Origin of the sequence: Nocardiopsis sp. Huas11, from assembly GCF_003634495.1 — a bacterium.
GTDB lineage: Bacteria > Actinomycetota > Actinomycetes > Streptosporangiales > Streptosporangiaceae > Nocardiopsis.
On record NZ_RBKY01000001.1, the window covers coordinates 5,974,586 to 5,996,314 of the forward strand.

Below are 21,729 nucleotides of genomic sequence, written 5' to 3' on the forward strand. Positions count from 1 at the left end.
GGATCGATCACGACATGTGGGCCGATCCACACCCCGGGTCCTGGACTCCGGCACCGCACCGGAGCACCCTGGGGGCATGCGACTGCGCCTCCCACGGTTTCTCCAACGCACCGACCGCTACCTCTACGACCGCGTGACGGCCATCGGACTGCCCGTGCTGGACCCGGTCACGCCCCGCTTCGTCCAGGCCACCGACCACATGGCGCCCTGGCTGCTGGTCTCGGCCACGCTCGCGGCCACCGGCGGCCCGCGCCTGCGGCGCACCGCGCTGCGGGCGATCGCCGCCGCCGGCGCCGCCAACGCCGCCTCCTCCCTGGTCAAGCACCTGGTCATCCGCTCGCGCCCGGACAGCTCCCGGATACCGCCCACCCGCCGGCCCTACCGCACCTACGGCAGCTCCTCCTTCCCCTCCGGCCACACCGCCGCGGCGGCGGCCTTCGCCGGAGGCATCGCCGTGGACGCCCCGCGCCCGCTGTCCGCCGTGGTCTGGGCCATCGCCGGCGCCGTGGCCCTGTCCCGGGTGCACAGCGGCGTCCACTATCCCGGCGACGTCGCCGGCGGCCTGGCCATCGGCTCCGCCGCGGCCGTGCTCTCGCGGGCCGTGCTGCCCGCCCGCCCCGAACTGGTCTCGGGCGCGCGCACCGTCCCCGCGGGCACGGCCGCGGCCGACCCCGACGGTTCCGGCGTCACCGTGGTCGTCAACCCGCGTTCCGCGGGCACCGGGATCGGATCGCCGAGCTTCGGCGACACCGCCGACCGCGTGACGCGCTCCCTGCCCAAGGCCCGCATCGTGCCGCTGACACCGGACGACGACATGGCCGCGGTGATGGACGAGGCCGCCCGCGCCTCGCGGATCCTGGTGGTCTCGGGCGGCGACGGAACGGCCAACGCCGGCGCCCGGGCCGCCCTGGAGCACGACGTGCCCCTGCTCGTCCTGCCGACCGGCACCCTGAACAACTTCGCGCGCACCCTCGGGCTGTCCTCGGTGGAGACCGCACTGCGGGCCTACGCGAACGGGCGCCTGGCCAGGGTCGACGTGGGCGAGGTCGACGGCCGCATCTTCCTCAACACCGCCACGTTCGGCTCGCACCCGCGCCTGGTCCGGCGGCGCGACCGCTGGGCGCCCCGGATCGGCAAGTGGCCCGCGTTCGGCCTGGCCCTGTGGCGGGACCTGAGGGACGTCGAGCCCACACCGACCCGGGTCGACGGCCGGCCGGTCCGCGTGTGGTGGGCCTTCGTCGGCAACTGCCAGTACCGCACCCACGGGCGCGTCCCGGCACTGCGCGAACGGCTCGACGACGGACGGCTCGACGTGCGCGTTTTGGGGGCCGCTCGGATCTCCCCCCGGTGGCGGGCCCTGACCGACGTCCTCTTCGGCCGCTCCCGGGGCGGCCAGGGCTACTCCGCCCGGCTCACCACCGGCTTCACCCTCGCCCTCCCGGCCGGCCACCGGCAGATCTCCGTGGACGGCGAGGTCTGGGAGTGCGGGGAGACGGTCCGGTTCACCAAGCGGCCCGCCGCGCTGCGCGTCATCGTCGCGCCCGCGACCGACTGAGGGCGCACCGCACACCGCGGGCGGCCACGTCGCCACACCCGACCTCCCGCGGGGTGCGGACCGCCGCACCCCGCGGTTCCCGTCCCCGGAATGGGTGAAATCACCGCAAACGTACGCCAAGTCCGCCCTACCTCGTGCCCGCCCACCCCCACGAATGATTCGCTGTCAGTGACGCATCATGACCGCGAGCGACGAGGGGGCGCCATGACGGCGCGGACCGGCCGACAGCGACCCCACGGACCCCCGCACGCGCGCGACCCCTGGCTGCCGTTGTTCCTGGCCGTCGCGACGGTCGCCGCACTCGTCACCGCCTGGCCACTGCTCCACACCGTCCTGCCCGAGACCGAACCGGTCCGAGCCGGCCACACCCTCCCCGTCGGCTCCGGCCAGGACGTCGAAGCCGCACTGGTCCTGCCCCAGGACGGCTGGGCCCTGCACCCCGCCACCAGCGCCGCCGAACGCGAGTACCACCTCAGCCGGGGCCCGGTGGAACTGACCCTGACCTCGGTCACCCCCACCACCCCCGCCCCGCCCACCGCCGCCCGGCTCTGGGAGGGCCTGGACCGCACCCTGCGCGCCGCGGACGCCTCCGCCCGCCTGGGCACACCCGACACCGTCACCGCACAGGACGGCACACCCGGCCTGACCGGCCCGCTGACCAGCGACACCGCATCCGGCACCGCCGTCCTGTACCCCTCACCCGACGGCCGGTTCGCCGTATCGATGACACTCGCCGGGCCCGACGCCTCGCACGCCGACCTGGCCGCCGTGGACGACGTGCTGACCTCGATCACCTTCACCCGGGAGGACGCGTGAGCCGCACCTCCCGCCCGCTCGGCCCGGTACTCGCCCCGCGGCGCGGGCACACCCGCGACCACGACCCCGGCGCCGGACCGCCCGCCCGCCACGTCCGCCCGCCCAGGCCGCGACCGCCCGCGCTCGCGGCCACCGCCGCCATCGCCCTGGGCTGCACGGCCGGCGGCGCGGTCCTGGTCGCCCAGATCTCCGGCAGCGCCCGGGTCTTCCCCGGCGAGATGGTGCTCGCACTCGTCCTGGCCGCCGCCACGCTCACCTTCGGCTTCTGGCTGCTGCGGCGCATCCGCCCCGTCCGCGCCCCCGACCCCGTGGTCTGCGCGGTCGCCGCCCTGTGGGGCCTGACCGCGGCCACCGGAGCGGGCGTGATCGCCAACTCCGCACTGCACGGCGTCTGGGCCACCGTCCTGGGAGTGGGACCGGCCACCGCCTGGGGGGCCGCCCTGACCGCCCCCCTCAACGAGGAAGCGCTCAAACTCGCCGGCGTCGTCCTCGTGGCGATCGCCTTCCCGCGCGCCCTGCGCGGCCCCGCCGACGGCTACATCCTCGGTGCGATCGTCGGGCTCGGCTTCGAAGTCACCGAGAACCTCATCTACGCCCTCGGCGCCATCGTCCAGTCCGGGGCGACCGCCGGCGCGCTCTCGGTCGTGCAGTCGGCGGTCCTACGGGTCGGGCTGACCGGCCTGGGCTCGCACTGGGCGATGACCGCCGTCGCCGGAACCGCCATCGGCCTGCTCGTCCCCCTCCGGCACCGGCCCGCACCGCGCCGAGCGGCGGCCGCGGCCGCACTGGTCCTGCTGGCCATGGCACTGCACTGGCTGCTGGACGCGCCCCTGTTCGGGAACACGGTCCCGGCCGTCCTGGCCAAGGTCCTGGTGATCTTCACCGCCACGATGCTGGTCTACCTCACCGCCCGCCGGGACCACCGCCGCCGTGTGCGGGCCGCCCTGGCCGCCCAGGGCGCCGCCGCGGGCGTGCCCCCCTCGGCCGCCCTGGCCCTGGCCACCCGCGGCGGCCGCCGCCGCGAACGACGGCGCAGCGCCCCCGGCGACCTGGACCTGGTCCGCGAGCGCCAGCGGCAGATGCTCGACGACGCCGAGGACAGCGCCGCCCACCGCGACCCCGCCTGAGGCGGACCCGAAGGCGAGCAGGCGAAGGACCCAGGAGCCACGGGTCGGGAGGGATCCGCTCAGGGGCGGATCCACCGGTGCAGCAGCGTTCCCCCGCCCTCCAGGAGCAGCCGCGGCACCAGGACCTGGTCCACACCCGCACCCGCCGTGATGCGCTGCTCCACCCCCGCCGCCAGCACCGGCACGACGGTCAGGCACAGCTCGTCCAGCACCCCCTCGGCCGCCACGTCACGCAACAGCCGGGGCCCGCCCTCGCACAGGACGCGAGGCATCCCCCGCTCACGCAACGCCTCCACCGCCGCGAACAGGTCGACCTCCGCCTCGCCCAGCACCAGCACCCGCTCGGCGCCCAGCACCGCACGCGCCCGCTCCAGCGCCTCCTCACCCGCCTCCTGGCAGGTCAGCATCCACACCTGGCCACGATCGGGCTCCGGAGCCGCCAGCAGCGGCGGCACGTGCGCACTGCGCGAGACCACCGCCAGCGCAGGATGCGCGGCGCGCCCCTGCGCCAGGGCCCGCGCACGCCGCTGCGCGCCGCGCGGCCCGGGCCGGCGGTAACCCTCCGCGCGCGCCGTCCCGGCGCCCACCAGCACCACGTCGGCCAGATCCCGCAACAGCGTGAACACGACCAGGTCGGCCTCGGTGTTGATGGTCCCGGTCCGGCCGTCGTTGCCCGCGGCCGCACCATCGATCGTGGCGACCATGTTGGCCCGCACCCACGCCCGCGCACCCGTGTCCGGATAGGCGTAGAGCTCCTCCAGCACGGCGTCCGCGACCACGTCACCGGGCCCGGCCGCGCCCGGCGCGACCTCGTTCATCAGGACTCGCACGACCACACCGCCACCATGTACATGACCCCGAACGGGTCGTCGGCCAAGAGCATCTCGGGCCGGTAGGACGCCCCGCCCCGCACCACCGCGGCCGCCATCACCTGGAGCGCGGCCCGCCCCGCCACCAGGAGCTCCGCGGCCAGATCCGGCTCCAACCCCAGCAGCGCCGCGGGGTCGGCGCCGGCCAGGGCCCGCCGCACACGCTCGTCGAAGTCGAAGGCGCGCTCGTCCAGGTGCCCGGGCGCCCGCACGCCCCGGCGCGCGCTGCCGTCGCCCATCACCAGCAGCCCCACCCGCTCAGGGCGGTCGGCGATCAGGCGCGCCGACTCCGCCACCGCCGCGGGCCCGGCGTCGAAGGCCACCGCGCGCATCTCCACGGGGACCGCGGGGGCGACCGCGTCCAGCAGCCGGCCGGCGACCCCCAGGCTCAACGGCAGCGCGTCCTTCGACGGACCCGCTCCGGCGCCCCCGAAGGCCCCGACCGGGGCCGGCCCCGGCGCGTGCGCTCCACCGGCCTCGGCCCCGCCCACGACCACGATCACCTCGGGCCCGAGCGCGACCAGGCAGGCCAGCGCCGCCTCGCAGGCCTTGCGCAGGTCCGCGGCGACGTCCTGGCCCCCGGTGAGCTCCCGCAGCAGCAGCGGCGGATGCGGACAGACAGCGGTTCCGACGATCATGCGTTCATCCCTAGGCCAAGCCTCTCACCGCGCGCGAAGGAGGGCGCACACCCCGGATCGTGGCGACCATGTCCAACACCTGGCGGGTCTCCACCACCTCGTGGACCCGGTACACCTGCGCCCCGTGCCAGGCGCACACCGCCGTCGCCGCCAGCGTGCCGGTCAGCCGCTCCCCCACGGGCAGGTCCAGGGTCTCGCCCACGAAGTCCTTGTTGGACAGCGACACCAGCACCGGCCACCCCGTCGCCGTCATCTCGTCCAACCGACGTGTGAGCTCCAGCGAATGCCAGGTGTTCTTACCGAAGTCGTGGGCCGGATCGATGAGCACCGACTCCGCTGACGCCCCCAACGACACCGCCCTCTCCGCCAGGGCCACGGTCGACTCGATCGCGTCCCGCACCACATCGTCATAGTGCAGCCGGTGCGGCCGGGTGCGCGGGGCCACCCCGCCGGTGTGGGTGCACACCAACCCCGCCCCGAACTCCGCGGCCACCTCGGCCAGCTCCGGGTCGTACCCGCCCCAGGCGTCGTTGAGCAGGTCCGCGCCCGCCTCGCACACCGCCCGGCCCACCGAGGCCCGCCAGGTGTCCACACTGATGACCAGGTCGGGGAACTCCGCACGGACCGCCGCCACGAAGTCGACGATCCGGCGCTTCTCCTCGTCCGCGCCGATCTCCTCGCCCGGAGCCGCCTTGATACCGCCGATGTCGACGATGTCCGCGCCCTGGGCCACCACACGGCGCACACGTTCGAACGCGGGCCCGTCGTCCCAGGTCGCCCCGCGGTCGTAGAAGGAGTCCGGAGTCCGGTTGACGATCGCCATCACCAGAGCCGCGTCCCGGCCGTACTCCCGTCCCCGCAGTCTCAGCACGAGTCGGCCACCTCTCCCTGCCGCCACTGGGGTGCGGGCGCCACCCGGCCCGCCGGGCCCCGCTCGGCCACACCCACCGTACGTGTCATCGTGCGCCCGCCCGTGCCGAACTGGCGCACCTGCACCGACTCGCGCCCCTGCCCCAGACCCACCCTGCGGTCGGCCACGGCCAACAGCTCGGTGGCCATCATCCCCAGCCCGCGCAGGCTCTGGTGCCGGTGCGCGCGCCGACCCATGTCCACCTGCGCGATCGCGTCCGCGCCCCGGCGCAGATAGGTGTCCACCAGCACCGCCAGCTCCACCCCGTAACCCGTCGGCACCGGCAGGTCCCGCAGCAGCTCGCGGCGCACCGCCCACTCCCCCGACAGGGGTTGGACCACACCCGCCAGCTCCGGCCAGCGCAGCGCGATGGTGGGCCGCGCCACCAGCTCGGTCACCCGCCCGCCCTCGTTGGTGCCCGCTCCGCTGCCGGCCTGGTCCAGGACCCGGTCGTAGAACGCCTTGACCAGGCCCACCCCCGGCTCGGTCAGCAGCGGACCCAACAGCCCCGACACGAAGTGGGTGTCCCACTCCACCAGGTCGGCGTCCATGAAGGCCACCACGTCACCGGAGGTGACGAAGTACGACTTCCACATGGCCTCGCCCTTGCCCTGGTAGTGGCCCAGATCCGGGCGCACGTCCACCACCCGGTGCACCCGCGCCCCCGCGGCACGGGCGAGCGCACCGGTGTCGTCGGTGGAGTCGGAGTCCATGACGACCAGCTCGTCGACCAGGGGGACCTCCTCCACCAGGGCCGCGCGGACCCGGGCGACGATGCCGCCGACCGTGGCCGCCTCGTTCTTGGCCGGGATCACCAGGCTGACGGTCGTCCCAGCGCGCCGCTTGAGATCCGCCAGCTCCTCGAGCGTCCAGTCCGACCACCGGTAGGTGCGACGCACGAACCATTCGTTGTCCACAAAGCCTCCCCCAGCCGAAACACTAGGGCACACTAACGGGCGCCCTCACCGGTGAGACGGCGAAGGGCGGACAGCGTGATGAAGTCCGCGTGCGTGCCCGCGGTCGTGCACGCGAACGCCCCCGCCACCGCCCCGGCCCGCGCGCACTCCAGGGGCGGCGCGCCCTCCAGGCGGGCGTGCAGGAAGGCCGCGACGAACGAGTCGCCCGCGCCGTTGGTGTCCACGACCGGCGCCCCGGGGTCGGCGGCGGGCACGTGCACGGGCTCGGCCCACCCGCGTTCGAGCACGTGGCAGCCCTCGGCGCCGTCGGTGACCACGACCAGCCCGGCCCGGCCCCGCTCCAGCACGCCGCGCATCACCTCGCCCACGCGTCCGTGGATCGCGGCGGCGCTGAGGAAGACCAGGTCCGAGCGCAGGGCGTAGGGCAGGTGGTGTTCCGCACGGCCGTCCCAGTCGTGCAGGTCGGTGGAGCTGGGCACGCCCAACCGCTCCAGGTCGTCGTAGACGTCCCGGTTGTGGCCCATGATCGACATGTGCACGTGGCGGGCACGCTCCACGAAGGGCAGGTAGAACGCACGCGGCAGCCGCAGGTCGGCGGGGTGGCGGCCGTCGTAGAACGAGAACCTGCGCCCCTGGGCGTCGACCAGGTTCACACCCCGGGGCGTGCCGTGCGGCGAGACCACATGGCTGAAGTCGAGCCCGCGCTCGGCGTAGGCCGCCAGGACCATGCGCCCCTGGACGTCCTCGCCCAGGAAGTCCACGAACTTGGTCGCCAGCCCCAGGGCGTGGCAGCCCAGCGCCACACCGTTGCCGGTGTGACCCACGTAGTCCCGCACCGGCGGTACGAACACCGAGTCGCCCCCGGGCAGGGCGAGGGAGTCGACGCGCACGATGGTGTCGACTCCCGCGCCCGCGATGACGAGGACGTCGTAGTCAGGACTTCCATGGGTGTTGGCTGGCACTGTGCCTCCGAGTGGACGAGTCGGCCGCCAGCCTGCCACACCGGTCCGACGCCCGTTCGACCAGCCAGTCGAACAGCGCCGGGTCCCGCCCCATCTCCGGATGCCACTGCACACCGAGCACGTCGGGGACCCCGGTGTACTCCAGCGCCTCGACCGTGCCGTCCTCGGCCCAGGCCGTGGCCACCACCCCCTCGCCCAGGACGTCGACGGCCTGGTGGTGGTAGGACGGCGCGTCCACACGCGTGCGCCCCAGCACCGCCGCGGTCAGCGACCCCTCCGCGACCGAGACGGCGTGCTCGTCGAACACCCCCGGCCGGCGGCGGTGCCCCTCGTGCCCCACCCGCGCGGGCAGGTGCTGCACGAGCGTGCCCCCACGCGCCACGTTGAGCAACTGCATGCCCCGGCACACGCCCAGGACCGGAATCCCCCTCTCCAACGCGGCCGCCAGCAGAGCGCACTCGGCCCCGTCCCGGGCCGCCTGCACCCCGGCGGTGTGCTCCTCCGCCTCGGCGCCGTACAGGCCGGGGTCGAGATCGCCGCCGCCCGCCAGCACCAGCCCGTCCAGGCGCTCCACGGCCCCCGCCACCCCCTCCACCGGGGGCAGCAGGACCGGGACCGCGCCGGCCGCGGCCACGGCGTCGGTGTAGGCGCCCGGCAGCAGCACCGCGGGCATCTCCCAGACCCCCCACGAGGCGGACTGGGCGTAGGCGGAGACTCCGATGACCGGTGACACGGCACCCACCTACTCGGGAGTGACGTAGGCACCGGAGATGCCGCCGTCGACCAGGAAGTTGGACCCGGTGATGAACGAGGCGTCGTCGCTGGCCAGGAACGCCACCGCGGCGGCGATCTCCTCGGCCTCGGCGAAGCGCCCCAACGGCACGTGCACCAGGCGGCGGGCCGCCCGCTCGGGGTCCTTGGCGAACAGCTCCCGCAGCAGCGGGGTGTTCACCGGCCCCGGCGAGAGGGCGTTGACCCGGATGCCCTCCCGGGCGAACTGCACGCCCAGCTCCCGGCTCAGGGCCAGCACACCGCCCTTGCTGGCGGTGTAGGAGATCTGGGAGGTCGCCGCCCCCATCGTGGCCACGAACGAGGCGGTGTTGACGATCGAACCGCGCCCCTGCTCGCGCATGTACGGCAGCGCGTACTTGCAGCACAGGTAGACCGACGTCAGGTTGACCTCCTGCACACGGCGCCAGGCCTCCAGCCCCGTGGTGAGGATCGAGTCGTCCTCGGGCGGGGAGATCCCGGCGTTGTTGAAGGCCACGTCCACGCTCCCGCAGGTCCGGTGCACGGTCGCGAACAGCTCCCGGACCTCGCCCTCGTCGGTGACGTCGGCCCGCAGGAAGCGGCCGCCCACCTCCTCGGCCACCTCCCGGCCCGCCTTCTCGTCCACGTCGACGGCGACGACGCTCGCGCCCTCGGCGGCCAACCGCCGGGCGGTGGCGCGGCCGATACCGCCCCCCGCCCCGGTGATGACGGCCACGCGCTGGTCGAACCGGTTCATGTGCGCTCCCTCAGGTGTCGTCGGAGACGAAGACGGTCTTGGTGTCGGTGAAGGCGTCCAGTGCGTCGGGCCCCAGCTCACGGCCGATGCCCGACTGCTTCATGCCGCCGAACGGCGTCCAGTAGCGCACCGCCGAGTGCGAGTTGACCGACAGGTTGCCCGCCCGCACGGCGCGCGAGACCCGCAGGGCGCGGCCCACGTCGCGGGTCCACACCGATCCGGCCAGCCCGAAGTCGGAGTCGTTGGCGATGCGCACCGCGTCCTCCTCGGTGTCGAAGGGCAGCACCGAGACCACGGGGCCGAAGATCTCCTCGCGGAAGGCGGGCTCGTCGGGGTCGGCCGTGGCCAGGACGGTGGGCGGGAACCAGAACCCGGGCCCGTCCGGAGCACTGCCCTGGAAGGCCACGCTCGCCCCGTCCACGTAGCCGGCGACGCGGTCGCGCTGGGCGGCGCTGATCAGCGGGCCCATGTCGGTGGCCGGATCACCGGGATCGCCCACGGTCACGGCCGCCACGGCCGGGCGCAGCAGCTCCATGAAGCGTTCGTAGACCGGGCGCTGGACCAGGAGCCGGGACCGGGCGCAGCAGTCCTGGCCCGCGTTGTCGAAGACCCCGCCGGGAGCGGCCGCGGCGGCCCTGCCCAGATCGGCGTCGGCGAAGACGATGTTGGCGCTCTTGCCGCCCAACTCCAGCGTCAGGCGCTTGAGCCGCTCGGCCGAGGCCGCCATGATCGACCGCCCCACCCGGGTGGAGCCGGTGAAGGCGATCTTGGCGACGTCGGGGTGGCGCACCAGGCGGTCCCCGGCCACGGGCCCCGCCCCGGGCAGCACCTGCAGCACACCGTCGGGCAGCCCCGCCTCGCGGGCCAGCTCACCGATGCGCAGCGCGGTCAGCGGCGTGAGCTCGGCGGGTTTGACGACCACGGTGTTGCCCGCGGCCAGCGCCGGCGCCGCACCCCAGGCCAGGACCGGCATGGGGAAGTTCCACGGGACGATGACGCCGACCACCCCGAGCGGCTCGGCGAAGGTCACGCTCCACCCGCCGGGGACGGGGATCTGGCGTCCGCAGGCGCGCTCGGGCGCACCCGCGTAGTACTGGAAGACGTCGCGGGCGTTGCCCGCCTCCCACCGGGCCTGGCCCACGGGGTGCCCGGCGTTGCGCACCTCCAGCCCGGCGAGCTCCTCACCGTGCTCGTCCAGGGCGGCGGCGACGGCGCGCAGCAGCCGCGCGCGCTCCCCGGGCGCGGTGTCCCGCCAGGCCGGGAAGGCCGCGGCGGCGCGGGCGACCGCCGCGTCGGTCTCCTCGGCCGAGGCCAGGGCGACGGTGGCCAGGACCTCCTCCGTGGCCGGGTCGATCACTCGGTGCTCGGTCCCCACTGCTTCCCCCTCGTGTGCGTCGGTGCGCCGGTCCCGAGTCGTCACAGACGCTCGAAGCCGCGGAACATCTCCCAGTCGGTGACGGCGGCCTCGAAGGCGGCCAGTTCCACCCGGGCGTGGTTGGCGTAGTGGTCGACGACGTCCTCGCCGAAGGCGGCCTTGGCCAGTTCGCTGCCCTCCCACAGCTCCAGCGCCTCGCGCAGGGTGGTGGGGACGGTGGGCAGTCCGGAGGTGTAGGCGTTGCCGGTGAAGGGCTCGGGGGGTTCGATCCCCTGGTCGACGCCGTGCAGTCCGGCGGCGATGAGCCCGGCGGTGGCCAGGTAGGGGTTGACGTCGCCGCCGGGCACCCGGTTCTCCACGCGCAGGGAGGGTCCGTGGCCCACCAGGCGCAGGGCGCACGTGCGGTTGTCGGGGCCCCAGGCCACGGCGGTGGGGGCGAAGCTGCCCGGCACGTAGCGCTTGTAGGAGTTGATGTTGGGGGCCAGCAACAGCGTGAACTCGCGCAGGGCGGCGAGCTGTCCGCCCAGGAAGTGGCGCCCGACGGTGGACAGCCCCCGCCCCTGCGCCATGACCGGGGCGTCCTCCTCGTCGCGCAGGGACAGGTGGATGTGGCAGGAGTTGCCCTCGCGGTCGTTGGGCTTGGCCATGAAGGTCAGGGACAGGCCCTCCTGCGCGGTGATCTCCTTGGCGCCGTTCTTGTAGACGCTGTGGTTGTCGCAGCTGCGCACGGCCTCGTCGTAGCGGAAGACGATCTCGTGCTGTCCCAGGTTGCACTCGCCCTTGGCCGACTCCACGTACAGCCCGGCGCCGGTCATCTCGTTGCGGATGCGGCGCAGGAGCGGCTCCACGCGGGCGCCGCCCAGGACGGAGTAGTCGACGTTGTACTGGTTGGCGGGGGTCAGGTCGCGGTAGGCGCGGTTCCAGGCCTGTTCGTAGCTGTCGCGGTAGACCACGAACTCCAGTTCGGTGCCGACCAGGGCGTGCCAGCCGCGGTCGGCCAGCCGTGCGCGCTGGCGGTGCAGGACCTGGCGCGGGGAGGCGGCCACGGGGGCGCCGTCGTGCCAGGCGAGGTCGGCCGTGACCATGGCCGCGCCCTCGGCCCAGGGGGTCCGGCGCAGCGTGGACAGGTCGGGGACCATCGCGAAGTCGCCGTAGCCGGTCTCCCAGGACGACATCGCGTACCCGTCGACGGTGTTCATGTCCACGTCCACGGCCAGCAGGTAGTTGCAGCCCTCGGTGCCGTGCTCGAGGACCTCCTCCAGGAAGAAGCGGGTGGACAGGCGCTTGCCCTGGAGCCGGCCCTGCATGTCGGTGAAGGCCACCAGGACGGTGTCGAGGGTGCCCTCGGCCGCTTCGCGCCGCAACTCGTCCAGGGACAGTGGGGGGCCGCCGTGCTCGTTCACCTGGGACTCCTTGTCCGCGCCGGGTCCGGCCACCGACGCATTTGGTTTGGTCTCAGACCATTCACCGGTCATGCAACCAGCGAGGTACCCGCCTGTCAATAGCGTGTTACTCCCCTTGACAGCCCCGACCCGGGCGGAAGACCATCTCCGGTAATCCAAAAGGACTGGCGATGAACCAATGAACGCACCGTTGGTTCCGCAAGGCCACGGGCAACCGAACCGAGGGAGCGCCCATGTCCGACACCAACGACCAACCGGTCCACGTCCAGGGGGCCGGGTACGCCGCCGCCGGAGACGACTACCTGCGCCGGCGCCAACTCAGACGCGGCGCCGCCGGATGGGTCCTGCTCGCCGGACTGGGCGTGGCCTACGTCATCTCCGGCGACTTCGCCGGATGGAACTTCGGCCTGGCCGAAGGCGGCTGGGGCGGCCTGCTCATCGCCACCCTGCTCATGGGCGCCATGTACCTGTGCATGGTCCTGGGCCTGGCCGAACTCGCCTCCACCCTGCCCACCGCCGGAGCCGGCTACGGATTCGCCCGCCGCGCCCTGGGCCCCCTCGGCGGCTTCGCCACCGGCACCGCCATCCTCATCGAGTACGCCATCGCCCCCGCCGCCATCGCCGTCTTCATCGGCGGCTACGTCGAGGCACTGGGACTGTTCGGCCTCACCAACGCCTGGCCCGTCTACCTCGTGTGCTACGCCGTGTTCGTCGGCATCCACCTGTGGGGCGTGGGCGAGGCCCTGCGCGTGATGTTCGTGATCACCGGCGCGGCCCTGGTCGCACTCGTGGCCTTCGCCATCGGCATGATCCCGCGCTTCGACCCCGCCAACCTCTTCGACATCGAGCCCACCTCGGCCCTCGGCGCCAGCGCGTTCCTGCCCTACGGATTCGCCGGGATCCTGGGCGCCTTCGTCTTCGGCATCTGGTTCTTCCTCGCCGTCGAGGGCGTGCCCCTGGCCGCGGAGGAGGCACGCGACCCGCGCAAGGACATGCCGCGCGGCATCATCGCCGCGATGTGCGTGCTGATGGTGACCGCCACCGCCATGCTCGTGCTCGCCCCCGGCGGCGCCGGCGCCGCCGCCATGGCCTCCTCCACCAACCCCCTGCCCGAGGCCCTGCGCGAGGCCTACGGCGGCGGCACCGCCCTGGCGAGCTTCGTCAACTACGTCGGGCTCGCCGGACTGGTGGCCTCCTTCTTCTCCATCATCTACGCCTACTCCCGCCAGCTGTTCGCCCTCTCCCGCGCCGGCTACCTGCCGCGGTGGCTGTCGGTGACCGGCAAGCGCCGCACCCCCTACCTGGCCCTCATCGTGCCCGGGACCATCGGGTTCCTCCTGGCCGTCACCGTCGCCGACGGCGACCGGCTGATCAACATCGCCGTGTTCGGCGCCACCGTCTCCTACGTGCTCATGATGACCTCGCACATCGTGCTGCGCCGCCGCGAACCGCACCTGGAACGCCCCTACCGCACCCCCGGCGGCACGGTCACCACCGGCATCGCCCTCGTCCTCGCCGTGTGCGCCCTGGCCGCCACGTTCTTCGTCGACATGGTCGGAGCCGCCGTCACCGCGGCCATCCTCCTCGTCTTCCTCGCCTACTTCTGGTTCTACTCCCGGCACCGCCTGGTCGCCGACGCCCCCGAGGAGGAGTTCGCCCTCATCCAGGACGCCGACTCCGAACTCAACTGACCCCCCGACCCGACCACCACCACCGGTCGCGCGGGGGACGCGCCCACCGCGCGCCCCCCGCGCGACCCGCCCCGGCACCCCGAACGGACGGGCCCTCCACCGAACAGGCCCTAACCTGAGGGAGGCAAGAGCGTCACCGAACGTGGAGGGCACAGGTGGTGAGGACCAACGCCCGCCCCGACACCGACGCCGGGCCGGCCGCCGAAGCCGTGTTCCGCCCCGTCCGGGCGGGCAACGCCTTCGAGGAGACCGTCGAACGGCTGCTGTCGGCGATCAAACTGGGCGTGGTCGCCCACGGCGAGCGCTTCCCCGCCGAACGCGAACTCGCCGGCCGCCTCGGCGTCAGCCGCATCACCCTGCGCGAGGCCATCCGCGCCCTCCAGGAGGAGGGCTACGTCGAATCCCGGCGCGGACGCCTGGGCGGCACCTTCGTCACCTACGTCCGCCCCCGCCCCAGCCGCGCCGAGGCCCGCCGCGTCCTCAAGGACATGCACGTCGACCTCGACGACCTCCTCGCCTTCCGCCGCGTCCTGGAGACCGGCGCCGCCGTCCTGCTCGCCGAGACCGGCCTGACCCCCGACCAGGACCGCCTGCTCACCGAACGGCTGGCGCGCGTGGACGGCGCCGACGTCGACGACTACCGCCGCACCGACACCGTCTTCCACCTCACCATCGCCGAACTCACCGGCTCGCCCTCGCTCTCCTCGTCCCTGACCGAGGTGCGCATGCGCGTCAACGACCTGCTCGACGCCATGCCCATGCTGGTCAAGAACCTCGAACACAGCAGCGCCCAACACCGCGCCATCGTCGAGTCCATCCGCTCCGGCGACCCCGAGGCCGCCCGGCTCGCCGTCCGCGAACACCTGGAGGGCAGCGAAGCCCTGCTGCGCGGCTTCCTCACCTGAGCCCCGCCGAGACCGGCCGCAGCCCCACCGGGCAGCCGGCGACGGCCCTCTTCTCCAGTCCCACCAGGGATGATTCACCCGCGCCCGAGCCGGGCACGGTCCTCAACGACCGACACGCCGCTCATCCACCACTGGTGAGGAGGCCGAGATGAAGTACGACGAGTTCCTCAACAAGGTCCGCGAACTGGGCGAGTACTCCGACCGCGACGAAGCCGAACACGTCGCCCACTCCGTGCTCGGCACACTGGCGCCCCGCCTGCCCGCCGACGGAGTGGAGCACCTGGCCGCGCAGCTGCCCGAACCGCTCACCGAGCCGCTGCACAGGGGCGAACTCGAAGACGCCGAGGACTTCGGGGTCGAGGAGTTCCTCAACCGCGTGGCCGCCGCCACCGGGGCCCGGCCCATGACGGCCGAGTGGGACGCCAGCGCGACCCTCACCGCCGTCGCGGAGAACGTGAGCGGAGGCGAGCTGAACAAGCTGCTCAGCCGGCTCCCCTCCGACTACGCGACCCTGTTCGGCCACCCCGAACTGAGCGGCTGAACCGCGACCCACGGCTCGCCGGCGACCGAGCGCCGCCGGCGGGCCAAAGCGCGCCCCGCCCGCCCCGTCGGCCGACGGGGCACGGAGGCTTCCCGCGCGGGACCCGTCAGACCCCGGCCGTGGGCCCCTCGCCCGCCGCGCCCGCGGGCGGCGGCGTCCGCACCAGGGCCAGCACGCTGGCCGCGAGGTGGTCCGCCGCCCGCCCCGGCTCCAACCGGCCACCGTCGACCTCGTCGGCCGCGGCGTGCAGCACCGCGAAGAACACGGTGACCAGCCAGTCCCGGGGCAGGTCCGAACGGAAGACCCCCTCGGCCCGACCCCGATCGAGCAGCCCTTCGACGCGCGCGCCCACCGCGTCGTGGCGTTCGTGCAGGTGCTCCGGCCCCAGCAGCGCCAACGCCGCCCCGCGGATCCGACGGCAGCCGTCCAGAGACGCCCACGAGGTCCGCACCACCCGCTCCAGCGCCGCGTCGGCCGGCCCGGAGCCCGGCCGGGCCGACTCCAGAGCCAGCCCGGCCTCGGCGAACACGCGGTCCAGTACGGCCGCCAACAACTCCTCCCGCGAGGAGAAGTGGGCGTAGAGCGTCACCCGCCCGACCCCCGCGGCGCGCGCGATCTCGTTCATCGCCGGGGCCTCCCCCCGGCCGAAGGCGACGCGCGCCGCGTCGATGATGGCGGCCGTGTTGCGTTCGGCGTCGGCACGTCGAGGGGACGCTGCCGGTCTGCGGGTCTGGGCCATGCAGGCAGCCTACGATCCCGCGTCAGTGCCCGTGCCCGTGCCCGACCATCCCCTGGGGCCGCCCCGGCGGCACCAGCACGAGCGAGACCAGCACCGCGGCACCGGCGGTGACCGCGCACAGCAGGTAGGCGGCGGCGAACCCCTCGGCCGCCGTACGCGCGACCGCCGCACCGCCCGCGACACCGCCCGCGACACCGCCCGCGACACTGGCCGCCGCGACGGTGGACACCACCGCCACACCCACCGCCACACCGAGTTCGTGGAAGGTGTTCAGGACACCGGAGGCGACCCCTGTCTCCCCCGGAGGGACATGGGCCAGCGTCGTGGTCGTGGCGGTGACGAACAGCGGCCCGATACCGAAGGCCGCCAACACGAAGCCGGGCAGCACACTGGTGAGCACCCCGTCCCCCGCGGACACCTGGGTCAGCAGCCCCGCTCCCACACCGGCGAGCGCGAACCCGCCCGCCGCGACCGCACGGCCCCCGATCCGGCTGATCAGGCGCGCGGCCAGATGGGCCCCCGCGGTGACGGCGACGGCGACCGGCAGGAACAGCAGCCCCGTGCGCAGCGCATCCAGGCCGAGCACCCGCTGCAGGTAGAGCGAGGTCAGGAAGAACAGGCCCAACAAGAGCGCGGTACCCACGACCATGAGGAACAGCCCCGACAGGACGGGGCGACGGCCCAGCGCACGCGGCCGGACCAGCGGGGCCGCCACACGCGACTCCACGGCGAGGAAGGCCCCGTAGGCCGCGACGGCGCCGGCCAGCGGCGCCAGCACACGCGCACTCCCCCAGCCCGCGTCCCCCGCGCCGACCAGACCGTAGACCACCAGACCCGTCGCCAGCGTCACCAGCAGGGCACCCGGCACGTCCACGCCCCGCCGCCCCGCTCCCCCGGCCGCGGGCCGCACGACCCACGGCAGGGCCACCATGACGAGCAGGCCGACCGGCACGTTCACGTAGAAGATCCACGCCCACCCGGGCCCACTGGTCAGAACGCCGCCCAACAATACGCCGATCGCGGCGCCCGTACCGCCGATCGCCGCCCACACCCCGAGCGCGCGATCGCGTTCGGTGCCGCTGAACGTGGTCGCGATGGTGGCCAGGGCCGCGGGCGAGACCAGGGCCGCGCCCACGCCCTGGGCCGCGCGGCCGAGGATGAGCAGCTCCCCGGTGGGCGCGAGCCCGCAGGCGAGCGAGGCGACGGTGAAGACCGCGATCCCGACCAGCAGGACCCGGCGCGCACCGACCACGTCCGACAGCTGGCCACCGAGGACCATCAGCCCGCCGAAGACCAGCGCGTAGGCCGTGACGACCCACGTCAGCTGTTCGCGGCCCAGGCCGAGATCCGCGCCGATGCCGGGCAGGGCGACCTGGACCACGGTCATGTCCACGATGAGCATGAACTGGGCGAGGCAGAGCAGGACCAGCGTGATCCATCGCCGCCGGTCAGGCAACGGGGCCGGCCCCTGAGGCCGGTGCCCTCGTGTCCCGGGCGTCTGGTGTGCCATGGCGCGATCTCCTCCACAGGGTTATAAACTGAACACTAGTGTTCGAGTTAATACCCTGCGGGGGTATCGCGTCAACAGACCGCCCCACCGCACGCGCCCCGCGACCTCAAGGACGCCCGGTCACTCCTCGACCGTGCCGAGCGTGATCTGGAACCACTCCGCGGCGGCGTCCGACACCTCCTCGATCGCCCCGCGCTCCTCGAACAGGTGCGTGGCGTGGGGGACGACATGGAGCCGGGTCGGCGCCGAGAGCCGGTCGGCGGCCTCCTGGTTCAGCTGCAGGACCTCCGGATCCGCACCGCCCACGATCAGCAGCGTGGGCGCCTTCACCAGCTGCAGCGCCTCCGTCCCCGCCAGATCGGGGCGCCCACCGCGCGAGACGACCCCGTGGACCCGGTCCGGGCGCTCCGCGGCACTGCGCAGCGCCGCCGCGGCCCCCGTACTGGCGCCGAAGAGCCCGACCCGCAGGTCCGCGGTCTCCTCCCGCGTGGCCAACCAGTCCACCGCCCCGGTCAACCGACGTGTCAGCAGACCGATGTCGAACCGCTGCTCGGCGGTGAGCTCGTCCGCGCGGCCCTCCTCCGGCGTGAGCAGGTCGAAGAGCAGCGTGGCCAGCCCCCGACGGTGCAGCTCCTCGGCCACGACCATGTTGCGCGGGCTGTGCCGGGAACTCCCGCTCCCGTGCGCGAAGACCACGATCCCCGTCACACCGGGATACGTCGCCAGGTAACCCCCGACCTCCACACCCGCGGTCGCCACGGTCACGTCCTGCATGGTCATGGTGCACTCCCCTCGTCAGGACCGCCGCAGCAGCCGACGCACCTGCGCGTCGTCGACCTGCGGGAACGTCTCGTACCACAGGCTCACGGCCCGGAAGTCGGGCGGCGCGGACAGGCACACGACCCGGTCGCACAGATCCTCCAGCGCCGTCACCGCCTCGGGCGCGCCCACGGGCGCCGCCAGGACGACCGAGGCCGGGGCCGCGCGCTCGCGCACCTCGGTCACGGCGGCCCGGGCACTCATCCCCGTGGCCAGGCCGTCGTCGACCACGATGACGTCGCGGCCCTCGATCTCCGGTTCCGGCGCGTCCCCGCGGTAGGCGTCCAGACGCCGCCGCGCCTCGGCCTGCGCCTCGGCCACCCGGTCCGCCAGATCGCCCTCGGTGAGTCCCAGCGCGACCAGGACCCCCTTGTCGAACAGGGCCGGCCCCTCGGCCGTGGTGGCCCCGATCGCCGCCTCCGGGTTGCCGGGAGCACCGATCTTGCGGACCACGATGACGTCCAGCGGTGCGCCCAGCGCCTCCGCGACGGGCGCGGCCACGGGCAGCCCGCCGCGCGGCAGCGCCAGCACCAGCGGTCGCTCCGGCCCCAGATCGGCCACCGCTTCGGCCAGCCGTTCACCGGCCTGTCGGCGGTCTCGGAACACCGTCCTCACCCCCTTCGCCGTGTGTGCACGACGACCGGCGGCGGCCGGGCCGTGCCCGCCTGTTCGGCCGGATCAGCGTCGTGCACGAGCCCTCTCCAACGCGCTACCCGAACCTCATCCCCGCACACCTGCGCCCGGACGGGTGACCGAACACGCCGCCGTTGTGCGCCCCTCTGGCACCGCCGTCGGGCACCATGCCCCCATGACCGAACACCAGCACCACGCCATCGACTACATCGAGATCGCAGCCACCGACCTGGAGCGGACCAAGCGCTTCTACACCGACGCCTTCGGCTGGCGGTTCAACGACTACGGCCCCCAGTACGCGGGCATCCAGGGCCCGGCCGGCCCCGACGCCCCGGAGGCGGGCGGTGTCACCACCCTCAGCGAGGTCCGCGCCGGGGGCCCGTTCGTGCTGCTGTACTCGGCCGACCTGGACCGGTCCGTCGAGGCCGTACGCGCCGCCGGGGGCGCGGTGGCCAACGGACCCTACGAGTTCCCCGGTGGACGCCGCTTCCACTTCACCGATCCCAGCGGCAACGAGCTCGGCGTGTGGTCCCCCGAGTAACGGGGCGAGAGGCCCGGGCTCCGGCGGCCGGACGCCGGGGACGGACAGGTGCGGCGCGACCCGATCGGTTCCGCCCTCGAAATTCGATCGGGCCGCGCCACGTTCATAGAAGCCGCACCTTTACGAAGTAGATTCGTGGTTGTGCGGGACGGCGCCCGGGTCGAGCAGACCCTCCTCGACCAGCTCGGACCACAGTGCGGCCGGGACCGCACGCGCGGCCAGCGCGGCGTTGCGCCGCACCTGCTCGGCCGTCCGCATACCCAGGACCACACTGGCGACGGCCGGGTGCGAGGCCGTGAAGGCGATCGCGGCCTGGGGCAGGCTCACTCCGTGGCGGCGGGCGGTCGCGGCGATGCGCAGGGCGCGCTCGCGCACGCCGGCGGGAGCGCGGCGGTAGTCGTAGGTCGCCTCCGGCGGCGGATGGTCGTGGGCCAGCAGTCCGCTGTTGAACACGCCTCCGGCCAGGACGGAGACCCCTCGCTCCAGGCAGGCCGCGAGCAGGGAGTCCGCTTGTTCGATCAGGGTGTGGCGTCCGGCCAGCAGGAGGGCGTCGACGTCGGTCTCGGTGGCGAAGCGCTCCAGCATGGCCGCCTGGTTCATGCCCGCGCCGATCGCGCCCACCACCCCCTGGGAGCGCAGCTCGTGCAGGGCCGGGTAGGCCTCCTCCAGGGCCTGGCGGCCGTGGTCGTCGGGGTCGTGGATGAGCAGGAGGTCGACGCGGTCCAGGCCCAGGCGCTCCAGGCTGCCCTCCAGCGAGCGCCGCACGCCGTCCGCGCTGAAGTCCCAGCGCCGGGTGTGCGCGGCCGGGACGTCGAAGCCCTGGTCGTCGCGCTCACGGGCGCGTTCGGGCGTGGGTTCGAGGATCCGCCCGACCTTGGTGGACAGCGTGTAGCCCTCGCGCGGCAGGTCGGCCAGGACACGGCCCAGCCGGCGCTCGGACAGGCCGAGCCCGTAGTGGGGCGCGGTGTCGAACAGGCGCAGACCCGCCTCCCAGGCCGCCCGAACGGCCCCCGCGGCGGTGTCCTCGTCCACGGCCTCGGAGAGGTTGCCCAGCGGCGCCCCGCCGAGACCCAGCGCGGTGACGCTCACCCGTGAGCGGCCCAGGGTCCTCATGACCGCTCCCGGGCCGGGCGCAGCCCGTGCATGCCGCCGTCCACGGCCAGCGCGGTCCCGGTGGTGGCACCGGAGGAGGGCGCGGCCAGATAGGCGATGGCCTCGGCGACCTCCTCGGCCCTGACGAGGCGGCCGGTGGGCTGGCGCGCCTCCAGGGCGGCGCGCTCGGCCTCGACACCGCACGGATACGGCTGTGGCACCCCGTCCGGCACGCTCCGGAGGCCGTACGCCGGTGGCGCGACCACCTGACCGACCTGGAGATCGCCCAACCCTTCAAGCAGGCCTACCGGGAGCTCTACCTGTTGACCCCGGCGGAGGAGGCCGCGGGGGACCACTCCCTCCGGTTCGCCGCGCACGTCCTCAAGTACCCGCAGGCCAAGGCCCTGCTCATCGCACGCGGGTGGTCCGCACCCGCGCTGGCCGGTTGGGGCGGCGGGGAGGAGGGCGCCGCCGAGCGCGCCTACACCGATCGCGAGACGGGCACCGTGTGGCGGTTCACCTGGGACCTGCACTTGATCGATCTGGACGATCTGGACCACTCGGGCCGTGCGCGGACGTCGGGCACCGACCGGGTCCGCGTCCACCGCGGCACGGGACGCGAAGCGGCCGTGTTGACCGAGGTGCCCGCCCTGGTGCTGTCGGAGGCGATGCGCGACCTGGACCTGGCCGTGGGGGTGGCCTCCATCGCCGCGGACCCTTCGTGGAGCGAGGACGCCCACGCCCCCTACTGGCGGCGGACCGCCTTCGGCGAGCTGAGCGAGAACGCCGTGGTGCGCCGCGAGGCCCTTCTGAGACTGGCTCCCCGGCTGCGCGTCTCAGACCGGTTGGAGGTCCAGGGCCGCTTCCTGCGGGTCCGCGGTGATCTGCGGACCTACCGCATCCACCTGGGCAGCGCCAACATCCTCATGGAGCCCGACGACGCCTACCTGTGCGTGGTGCCCTCGGGCAGGGACGAGGCGGGGGTCTTCCTCCCGTTCGAGGACGGGGGCGGACGCCTCTCGGTGATCCTGTCCAAGGCCCTCCTGCTGGCCGACGACGCCGCGATCACCGACCCGGGTATCGCCGCCCAGATCCGCCGGGGCCTGGAGTAGACCCGAGAACGCGGCGGGGGCCGCCTCACGCGGGCCCCGCCGAACCGCTCGTTCCGTGTTCGGGACG

At 74.0% G+C, this 21,729-nt stretch carries 23 protein-coding genes; 8 read left to right on the forward strand and 15 right to left on the reverse strand.

Annotated features, from left to right (window positions below):
• Positions 1-76: 76 nt before the first annotated feature.
• From DFP74_RS26915 to DFP74_RS26925, 3 genes are all read left to right on the forward strand, one after another.
• On the forward strand, positions 77-1,555 hold the full coding sequence (locus DFP74_RS26915; RefSeq protein WP_121185928.1) for a bifunctional phosphatase PAP2/diacylglycerol kinase family protein: 1,479 nt from the start codon (positions 77-79) through the stop codon (positions 1,553-1,555).
• A gap of 204 nt (positions 1,556-1,759) precedes the next feature.
• On the forward strand, positions 1,760-2,371 hold the full coding sequence (locus DFP74_RS26920; protein ID WP_121185930.1) for a hypothetical protein: 612 nt from the start codon (positions 1,760-1,762) through the stop codon (positions 2,369-2,371).
• A complete protein-coding gene (locus DFP74_RS26925) occupies positions 2,368-3,498 on the forward strand; it encodes a PrsW family glutamic-type intramembrane protease (RefSeq protein ID WP_233571179.1) in 1,131 nt (376 codons plus the stop codon). Before DFP74_RS26920 ends, DFP74_RS26925 begins: the two co-directional genes overlap by 4 nt.
• 59 nt (positions 3,499-3,557) lie before the next feature.
• On the opposite strand, the gene DFP74_RS26930 is transcribed toward DFP74_RS26925, so the two are convergent.
• Genes DFP74_RS26930 through DFP74_RS26970 form a run of 9 tightly spaced genes read right to left on the reverse strand, consistent with a single transcriptional unit; the run spans position 3,558 to position 12,079 of the window.
• The gene (locus DFP74_RS26930; RefSeq protein ID WP_233571180.1) at positions 3,558-4,334 is read right to left on the reverse strand and encodes a pyrimidine reductase family protein; all 777 of its coding nucleotides are present in this window, start codon (positions 4,332-4,334) and stop codon (positions 3,558-3,560) included.
• Positions 4,316-5,005, reverse strand: a complete 690-nt coding sequence (locus DFP74_RS26935) for a hypothetical protein (protein WP_121185932.1) — start codon at positions 5,003-5,005, stop codon at positions 4,316-4,318. The genes DFP74_RS26930 and DFP74_RS26935 overlap by 19 nt, the downstream gene beginning before the upstream one ends.
• 10 nt (positions 5,006-5,015) lie before the next feature.
• The gene (gene folP, locus DFP74_RS26940) at positions 5,016-5,876 is read right to left on the reverse strand and encodes a dihydropteroate synthase (protein WP_121185933.1); all 861 of its coding nucleotides are present in this window, start codon (positions 5,874-5,876) and stop codon (positions 5,016-5,018) included.
• Positions 5,870-6,832 carry a glucosyl-3-phosphoglycerate synthase gene (locus DFP74_RS26945; protein ID WP_121185935.1) on the reverse strand — a complete coding sequence of 321 codons (963 nt, stop codon included), beginning with the start codon at positions 6,830-6,832 and terminating at the stop codon, positions 5,870-5,872. Before DFP74_RS26945 ends, folP begins: the two co-directional genes overlap by 7 nt.
• A 32-nt stretch (positions 6,833-6,864) precedes the next feature.
• Entirely contained in the window at positions 6,865-7,794 is a 930-nt protein-coding gene (locus tag DFP74_RS26950; protein WP_121185937.1) for a carbohydrate kinase family protein, read from the reverse strand.
• Positions 7,766-8,527: a gamma-glutamyl-gamma-aminobutyrate hydrolase family protein gene (locus tag DFP74_RS26955; RefSeq protein WP_121188550.1), complete on the reverse strand. Its 762-nt coding sequence runs from the start codon at positions 8,525-8,527 to the stop codon at positions 7,766-7,768. Before DFP74_RS26955 ends, DFP74_RS26950 begins: the two co-directional genes overlap by 29 nt.
• 9 nt (positions 8,528-8,536) lie before the next feature.
• Complete coding sequence (locus DFP74_RS26960; RefSeq protein ID WP_121185939.1) at positions 8,537-9,301, reverse strand: 3-oxoacyl-ACP reductase; 765 nt, start codon at positions 9,299-9,301, stop codon at positions 8,537-8,539.
• Positions 9,302-9,311: 10 nt separating this feature from the next.
• Complete coding sequence (locus DFP74_RS26965; protein WP_121185941.1) at positions 9,312-10,676, reverse strand: aldehyde dehydrogenase; 1,365 nt, start codon at positions 10,674-10,676, stop codon at positions 9,312-9,314.
• 41 nt (positions 10,677-10,717) lie between these two features.
• Positions 10,718-12,079: a glutamine synthetase family protein gene (locus DFP74_RS26970; protein WP_233571181.1), complete on the reverse strand. Its 1,362-nt coding sequence runs from the start codon at positions 12,077-12,079 to the stop codon at positions 10,718-10,720.
• A 233-nt stretch (positions 12,080-12,312) separates the two neighbouring features.
• Between DFP74_RS26970 and eat the strand changes: the two genes are divergently transcribed.
• The 3 genes from eat to DFP74_RS26985 all read left to right on the forward strand — a co-directional run bounded on the left by eat (position 12,313) and on the right by DFP74_RS26985 (position 15,216).
• Complete coding sequence (gene eat, locus DFP74_RS26975) at positions 12,313-13,770, forward strand: ethanolamine permease (RefSeq protein ID WP_121185945.1); 1,458 nt, start codon at positions 12,313-12,315, stop codon at positions 13,768-13,770.
• 155 nt (positions 13,771-13,925) lie between these two features.
• On the forward strand, positions 13,926-14,675 hold the full coding sequence (locus DFP74_RS26980) for a FadR/GntR family transcriptional regulator (RefSeq protein WP_121185947.1): 750 nt from the start codon (positions 13,926-13,928) through the stop codon (positions 14,673-14,675).
• A 148-nt stretch (positions 14,676-14,823) separates the two neighbouring features.
• On the forward strand, positions 14,824-15,216 hold the full coding sequence (locus tag DFP74_RS26985; RefSeq protein ID WP_121185949.1) for a DUF2267 domain-containing protein: 393 nt from the start codon (positions 14,824-14,826) through the stop codon (positions 15,214-15,216).
• A gap of 106 nt (positions 15,217-15,322) precedes the next feature.
• On the opposite strand, the gene DFP74_RS26990 is transcribed toward DFP74_RS26985, so the two are convergent.
• The 4 genes from DFP74_RS26990 to DFP74_RS27005 form a co-directional block, all read right to left on the reverse strand.
• Positions 15,323-15,955 carry a TetR/AcrR family transcriptional regulator gene (locus DFP74_RS26990; RefSeq protein WP_121185951.1) on the reverse strand — a complete coding sequence of 211 codons (633 nt, stop codon included), beginning with the start codon at positions 15,953-15,955 and terminating at the stop codon, positions 15,323-15,325.
• 22 nt (positions 15,956-15,977) lie between these two features.
• A complete protein-coding gene (locus DFP74_RS26995; RefSeq protein ID WP_121185953.1) occupies positions 15,978-17,465 on the reverse strand; it encodes an MFS transporter in 1,488 nt (495 codons plus the stop codon).
• Between the two features lie 120 nt (positions 17,466-17,585).
• Positions 17,586-18,245, reverse strand: coding sequence for a dienelactone hydrolase family protein (locus DFP74_RS27000; protein ID WP_121185955.1), 660 nt, complete (start codon positions 18,243-18,245; stop codon positions 17,586-17,588).
• A 15-nt stretch (positions 18,246-18,260) separates the two neighbouring features.
• Positions 18,261-18,890, reverse strand: coding sequence for a phosphoribosyltransferase (locus DFP74_RS27005; protein ID WP_121185957.1), 630 nt, complete (start codon positions 18,888-18,890; stop codon positions 18,261-18,263).
• 202 nt (positions 18,891-19,092) lie between these two features.
• On the opposite strand from DFP74_RS27005, the gene DFP74_RS27010 reads away from it, so the two are divergent.
• Positions 19,093-19,458 carry a VOC family protein gene (locus DFP74_RS27010; protein ID WP_121188551.1) on the forward strand — a complete coding sequence of 122 codons (366 nt, stop codon included), beginning with the start codon at positions 19,093-19,095 and terminating at the stop codon, positions 19,456-19,458.
• A 120-nt stretch (positions 19,459-19,578) separates the two neighbouring features.
• Here DFP74_RS27010 and DFP74_RS27015 read toward each other — a convergent pair whose 3' ends face one another.
• Both DFP74_RS27015 and DFP74_RS27020 read right to left on the reverse strand, forming a co-directional pair.
• Complete coding sequence (locus DFP74_RS27015) at positions 19,579-20,571, reverse strand: aldo/keto reductase (RefSeq protein WP_121185959.1); 993 nt, start codon at positions 20,569-20,571, stop codon at positions 19,579-19,581.
• Complete coding sequence (locus tag DFP74_RS27020) at positions 20,568-20,771, reverse strand: SDR family oxidoreductase (RefSeq protein WP_233571397.1); 204 nt, start codon at positions 20,769-20,771, stop codon at positions 20,568-20,570. The genes DFP74_RS27015 and DFP74_RS27020 overlap by 4 nt, the downstream gene beginning before the upstream one ends.
• Between DFP74_RS27020 and DFP74_RS27025 the strand changes: the two genes are divergently transcribed.
• Complete coding sequence (locus DFP74_RS27025) at positions 20,763-21,662, forward strand: DUF4132 domain-containing protein (protein WP_233571398.1); 900 nt, start codon at positions 20,763-20,765, stop codon at positions 21,660-21,662. The two genes, DFP74_RS27020 and DFP74_RS27025, sit on opposite strands and share 9 nt — an antisense overlap.
• The last annotated feature ends 67 nt before the right edge of the window (positions 21,663-21,729 follow it).